This is a genomic window from Xanthomonas albilineans (assembly GCF_002939705.1).
Classification (GTDB): Bacteria; Pseudomonadota; Gammaproteobacteria; order Xanthomonadales; family Xanthomonadaceae; genus Xanthomonas_A; species Xanthomonas_A albilineans.
Genome location: NZ_MDCB01000032.1, coordinates 1 through 5699, shown reverse-complemented (window position 1 = coordinate 5699; position 5699 = coordinate 1). Strand labels below are relative to the sequence as shown.

Genomic DNA, 5699 nt, shown 5'->3' with positions numbered 1-5699 from the left:
CGGCACGGCGGTCAGGATAAGCGTGGGCGCGGCATGGGACGGCGTGGCAACAGGAGATCGCACAGCCATGGTTTCACCTGTGGGAAGGGAAAAAAACAGCCTACTACCCAGTGCGTGATCGCGATAGCGAGGTGCCGGCTTGGCGCTGCTCAGGCGCCACGCGGGATGAGCGGCCATCATGGCACCCGCGTCCGGCATGCATAGTCTCTCGTGACTGCTAAGCCCTGTATATCAGGAATCTGACTGTCGTCTTGTAAGACTTTTCCTACAGCGCCAGCAGTTCGATGGCCTGATTGGTCTACCGCGAGTGCCTTACGTTGCGCCAGCCAAGACGCCGACAGCTTGCCGCGTAGCAATTGACTGACACCTACCGCGAGGTTCCTCGAGACGATGGCCTCGACCACATCCGGCGCCAGGTGCGCCAGTCGACTCATCCTGCTGGCCTGGCCAAGGTCGATGCCTTCGGCCTGCGCGATCTCGGTCATGGAATCGAACCGTCCCTGGTCCAGCAGACGCTGCCAGTGGTGCGCCAAACCGAGTACGCTCATCAACGCGGTGTCCTGCGGCACCTTGCGCACCTGCCGCTCACGGCGGGCCTGCTCGCCGAACTCCTGCGGCGCATCCAGCGGGGTGACGACCTGCTGCTTGAGTCCTCTACGTACCAGCGTCCAGGGCAGGAAGGTTTCCATCTGCACCCCGCCTGCTGGCATTGGGATCTGATACGTCACCGGATCACCCGTGACGCGCCCGCGATGTCGTTTGCTCATACCTTTTCCTCGAGACTGGCCATGAGCTGGCGCTGGGCATCCCAGTCGACCATCAGACGGTTGCGCTGGAACCACGCAAAGGTGAGCCGCCGTGGCTGCTTGCCCGCCATGCACTGCTCCACGATGTCAGGGGCCAGCAGCGTCATGCGCTTGGACTCGTTGACGACCGATTGGTCCAGGTTCTCCGCACGCGCGATGGCCGCTCCGCTCGGCATGGCCCCGATGTCCAGCAGATGCTGCCAGTAGAAGGCACGCGCCAACCCTTCTATCAGATTGGCGTCGTAAACACGGCCCTGCTCCGCCGCCGCGCGCTGGATGCCACGGGAGCCAGGTTTCAGAAGTACAAAGGTTTCCATCGACGCGTCCATCACGCCTCGACCTCCAGCAATTCGGCGCCGATGCTGTTTGGCGCAAACTCTTCGATCAACGCGCTCCAGCCAATCTCCCGCCACCTCACCTTGATGCCGCGCACCTCGCCGGCATCGACGAGGTCGATGCGCTCGATCATCAGATTGGCAATACGATGACGTTCGACCGGGAACAACTGATCCCATACGTCGTTGAGGCGCCCCATCGCCATGACCGTGGTGGCCTCATCGATCTTGGCACCGGTGCGTTGAATGTGCCGCACCACGGCGACCACCGACTCCGGGCTGGCCAGCACCGTGCGGATCTGGGCCACCACCGCCGCCTCGATCTCCAGCGCGGGCAGGCGCTCGCAACTCTTGCCAGACGCGCCGAAGCGTAATTCGGACTTGGACAAGTAGTAGTGGTACTTGCGTCCTTGCTTGCACGAGTAGGTCGGATACATCCGCTCCCCGGAGGGCGCATACAGCAGGCCGCGCAGCAACGCATCGGTGCGTGAGCGGGTCTTGGTCTCCACCGCTCGGCGATGCCCGTCCTTGGCCAGTACCTCATGCACCCGCCCCCACAACCCCGGATCGATGATGGCGTCGTGCATACCAGGGTACCAACTGCCCTTGTGCGACAACTCACCGAGGTAGATACGGTTGCGCAGCAGTTTGTGCAGGTATTTCTTGTCGATGCGTGTGCCTACCCGCTCCTGCCCCTCTTGCGTCTTCCACGCCTTGGTGGTGATGCCCTCCAGGGCCAGGTTGGCGGCGATCTGGGTGGGTGAGCCGATGGTCAGCATCTGCGCAAAGATACGGCGCACGACAGCGGCCTCGGTTGCGTTGATCACCAACTTGCGGTGCTCCACGTCGTAGCCCAAGGGCGGCACACCACCCATCCAGAGTCCCTTGCGCTTGGAGGCCGCGATCTTGTCGCGGATACGCTCGCCGGTGACCTCGCGCTCAAACTGGGCGAAGGACAGCAGGACGTTGAGCATCAGCCGTCCCATCGAGGTGGTCGTATTGAACTGCTGGGTGACCGACACGAAGGACACGCCGTGGCGCTCGAACACCTCGACCATCTTGGAAAAGTCGGCCAGGCTGCGCGTCAAACGATCGATCTTGTAGACCACAACGATGTCAATCTGACCACGCTCGATGTCGGCCATCAGACGCTTCAGACCCGGTCGATCTGTGTTGCCACCGGAAAAGCCCGGATCGTCGTAGTCGTCGGCCACCCGCATCCACCCCTCGGTACGTTGACTGACCACATACGCGTGGCCCGCCTCCTTCTGCGCATCGATGGAGTTGAATTCCTGATCCAGACGCTCGTCCGAGGAGACCCGGCAGTAGACGGCACAGCGTTTGCGCGCCTTGGTGGAAGCCATCTGGGTGAGATCGTTCATCGTGCACCGCCCTTGCCTTTCAGGCCAAAGAACAGCGGACCCGACCAATGCGTGCCGGTGATGCGACGGGCAACGGCGGTGAGACTCTTGAACGTGCTGCCCTCGTACTCGAACAGCCCCTGCGCCGTCACTCGGACCTTGTGTTCCCGCTCCCCCCATTCGCGCAGCAACACCGTGCCAGGTGCAAAGGTGATCTCCTCCGGCGTTGCCCGCAGCTTGATTTTTGAGTGTTTGGCGCCAATGGCCTCCAGGCGCTGGCGCGTGGTGTGGGATAAGCCACCAAAGGCGTGTTCCTGGATTTTGTAGGCGATGCGCGACTCAATGAAGCCTCGGTGGGGGTAACCGGGACGGCTGGTGAAATAGCGATCCCACACCAACCAAAGATCGGCGATAGGCAGGCTGGACAGCGCCGCGATTTGAGCAGCGACAGAGGCGTGTTGGTCGTTCATGAAAACTCCTGCGGATAGGGAGTTGTATGGACGCTCTGGTCGGGCAGAAAGCCAAGTCCACTCTCGGCACTGGGTCGCACTTCGACAACAAAAGTACGGACGATTGCCGCTGCAAGGATGGTGGTGATCTCCTGGGCACGCGCGCTGGCGCTCAGCGTCGCAGGAGGTGCAAGTTCGAGGTGCTTCATGACGGCTCCGGGGAATAGCAACCGTCGAGGATGGTGCGCCTAAACTTCCGAAGTGGATGGCAACACAGGGTAATGGCCGACGGTTCGTCGCCCTCGGTGACGCACCTGTAGAAAATTTAGCAACGGCTCAGGTGAGCGATAGGATCATCGCCGCATTAACCAAAAACGGAATTAGGTTATCGCCATGACATTTGGCGCTTTCATTCGCAAGAAGCGTAAGGAAAAAGGCATTCAGATGAATGACTTCGCGCGGCAACTTGCGATCTCTCCCGCTTATTGGTCGCGTATAGAACGCGACATGGAAAAGCCTCCCAAGGACGAACTGATCCAGAAGGCAGCGGACCTCTTGGACTTGAACGCCGACGATGCCTTCGTGGAAGCCCGTCGTCTTCCGCCCGACATTCGTCACGATGTAGGGAATCTGGTGCGGATGTACCGCAAGCGCCCCAAAAAGGACCAGTAAATGTCGCCTGCTGACGGTACACCCGGCCAAGCTCTGGCTGTGATCCCCCCGGTCGCTGAGCGCGACTGCCCCGTGCGGGTGGAGCGAGACGACCTTCTTCATCAGGAGACCCGAATGCACTGACGCGCAGTCGCCATTGTTGTCGACTCCGCAGCGGCATTATTTTCATTTTCAAATTAACAGTTCGCGCAATCGTGTAATTTTCAGAAATGGATTTTCCCCATGTCAGTAGACCCTTCCATTGATGGACAGCCCCCCATTCCCGCCTCGGAGAACCAGCCTGCCAAGCAGGACCGCAAATGCCAATCGGATGATGCAGGTCCGCTCATCCTGCCGGACATGCAGCACTTCGTCACCTTGCTACGCAAGGTCAAGCATCCGTACCAGGCTTTGCTGCTGATCGAGCGCGCCAGTGACTCCCCATTACCCGAGAGGGAGACGCTGACCGATACGGCCAGCGGACCGTTATCCGTTGAATCGCGCAAGGCGATGTTCCATTGGATCGCAACGCTCGACGCCACGGTCCGGCGTCGGATCGAACACGCCGCCGAACGCATCATGCTGCTGGACGATGAGTACGGCGCTCAAGCCGTCCAGTCGCTGCTCGACGAACACGACGACGCCGATGTCCTTGGAATGCTCAGCGACCGCCACAGTCGCGCGCTGTACTTGTACCTGTTGCAGGACTTTCTCCCAGACGGGACCAAGCCTGATCCACGCTTTGAGCAAGCCGAACGCTTGCAGGCGATGCATCGGCAATGGAAGAGCGAGAACTACTCCAGCCACTACCTTGGCCCCAGGGGTGTCGTGCCGCAGGTCAGCCCTGATGTCGAGGACGCCTTGCGCAGGCGCATCACTGCGCTGTTCCCGCAGGTATCACCCGACCAAATCCTCATCGAGCAATTCACCCAGCGCGACCTTGCGCCTACCGCCCCCAGCAGCGGGCAGGATGCAGATAACGCCGACTCCGTCCTCCTGCACACCCTCACCGCCACGTTCAATGGCGCCACCACCCACTACCAGCAGGTCAAGGACGGCGAGGTGGAAGACCATGAACTACCCGTTGCGATGTCGGCCTGTTTTTCATGGGAGCCACAGACCGGCGCGCTCAGCGTGCATTGCGAGGATCGCGAAATTCGCCGCGAGTTGGCCACTGTCTTCCGCGATGTGGCCCTCACCTGTAAGGACGGCATTACCGACATCCCCGTGCGCGAATTCGACATCTTTGGCTTTTCCACACCCCAGATGCTCGCACGCTTGGAACACGAGCGTGTGGCCGGAGTGGAAAAAGTCACGATCCTCCAACTCAAGGTGGCACACCTGTTCGAGCAGATGACCACCGACGAAGCCAACGAACGCGACATCGCGCAGCACCTGTCCAGCACCCTGCTCATCGGTCGGGATCGGCGCGACACCCGCAACATTTATGAGGTGGCCAACGACGACTATGGCATCGACGATCTGACCAGGTACACCGTGACACAAGTCAAACTCGTGTTCCGGATGGCCAAACAGCCACACCGCAAGGCGCATAACCTCGCCGTCCAGATCACCGCACCGAACGGTCTGAACGACAAGAGCAAGACTGAGGACGACCGCAAGCGCGTCTTGCAGCAGCTTGCTCGCATCGGCGTGCTTCGCGAGGGCTGAAGGGGCGCAGGCGATGTCAGCTTACGTGGAGTTTTTCAATGCCCTGGATCGGCTACAACGACTTGACGCACCCGTGATGGCCAATACGCTCGGTCGATCCAACGCCGATTTTTTGCATCGGCGCTGGATCACCGAGAGCGGATACCTCACCCACGTGATGGTGCCCTTCCTCGACTCGCAACAAGAGGTCGAGATCCAGGCCGACCCGGAGGCGGCGGTCTACCGCTATCGCAGTCCACAGCAGCGTGGCAGGACGATCACCAGACCCTTGACGGAGATCGCCCTGTACACGCTGCAGCTGGACGTCTGGCTCGACGATGTGGCCTGGTTGATCGGAATCGAGGAACCTCGGCGCTCCGCCCGCCGTGTCGGCGTGCCCGATCACCTGTGGCATCTGGGCGATGCACGGATCATCGGCACCGACGA

General features: G+C 60.9%; 9 protein-coding genes. 3 read left to right on the top strand and 6 right to left on the bottom strand.

The window, feature by feature from the left end:
• The 6 genes from XalbCFBP2523_RS16905 to XalbCFBP2523_RS15375 all read right to left on the bottom strand — a co-directional run.
• Nucleotides 1-180, bottom strand: a 180-nt coding sequence (locus XalbCFBP2523_RS16905; RefSeq protein ID WP_211286574.1) for a hypothetical protein, incomplete at its 3' end; no start/stop codon positions are given.
• The gene (locus tag XalbCFBP2523_RS15395; protein WP_211286573.1) at nt 177-689 is read right to left on the bottom strand and encodes a LacI family transcriptional regulator; all 513 of its coding nucleotides are present in this window, start codon (nt 687-689) and stop codon (nt 177-179) included. The genes XalbCFBP2523_RS16905 and XalbCFBP2523_RS15395, both read right to left, overlap by 4 nt.
• Nucleotides 690-763: 74 nt before the next feature.
• The gene (locus XalbCFBP2523_RS15390; protein ID WP_045758520.1) at nt 764-1135 is read right to left on the bottom strand and encodes a hypothetical protein; all 372 of its coding nucleotides are present in this window, start codon (nt 1133-1135) and stop codon (nt 764-766) included.
• Nucleotides 1135-2523: a recombinase family protein gene (locus XalbCFBP2523_RS15385; protein WP_045766153.1), complete on the bottom strand. Its 1389-nt coding sequence runs from the start codon at nt 2521-2523 to the stop codon at nt 1135-1137. Before XalbCFBP2523_RS15385 ends, XalbCFBP2523_RS15390 begins: the two co-directional genes overlap by 1 nt.
• A complete protein-coding gene (locus tag XalbCFBP2523_RS15380; RefSeq protein WP_045766154.1) occupies nt 2520-2972 on the bottom strand; it encodes a DUF2924 domain-containing protein in 453 nt (150 codons plus the stop codon). Before XalbCFBP2523_RS15380 ends, XalbCFBP2523_RS15385 begins: the two co-directional genes overlap by 4 nt.
• A complete protein-coding gene (locus tag XalbCFBP2523_RS15375; RefSeq protein ID WP_045771181.1) occupies nt 2969-3160 on the bottom strand; it encodes a hypothetical protein in 192 nt (63 codons plus the stop codon). Before XalbCFBP2523_RS15375 ends, XalbCFBP2523_RS15380 begins: the two co-directional genes overlap by 4 nt.
• A gap of 184 nt (nt 3161-3344) precedes the next feature.
• Here XalbCFBP2523_RS15375 and XalbCFBP2523_RS15370 point away from each other — a divergent pair, with 184 nt between their 5' ends.
• The 3 genes from XalbCFBP2523_RS15370 to XalbCFBP2523_RS15360 form a co-directional block, all read left to right on the top strand.
• Nucleotides 3345-3623 carry a helix-turn-helix domain-containing protein gene (locus XalbCFBP2523_RS15370; RefSeq protein ID WP_045766155.1) on the top strand — a complete coding sequence of 93 codons (279 nt, stop codon included), beginning with the start codon at nt 3345-3347 and terminating at the stop codon, nt 3621-3623.
• A 222-nt stretch (nt 3624-3845) separates the two neighbouring features.
• Nucleotides 3846-5273 (top strand): hypothetical protein, encoded by a 1428-nt coding sequence (locus tag XalbCFBP2523_RS15365; RefSeq protein WP_045761518.1) that lies wholly within the window; start codon nt 3846-3848, stop codon nt 5271-5273.
• Between the two features lie 13 nt (nt 5274-5286).
• Nucleotides 5287-5699: hypothetical protein (locus tag XalbCFBP2523_RS15360; protein ID WP_430523486.1), on the top strand; the 413-nt coding region annotated here is incomplete at its 3' end.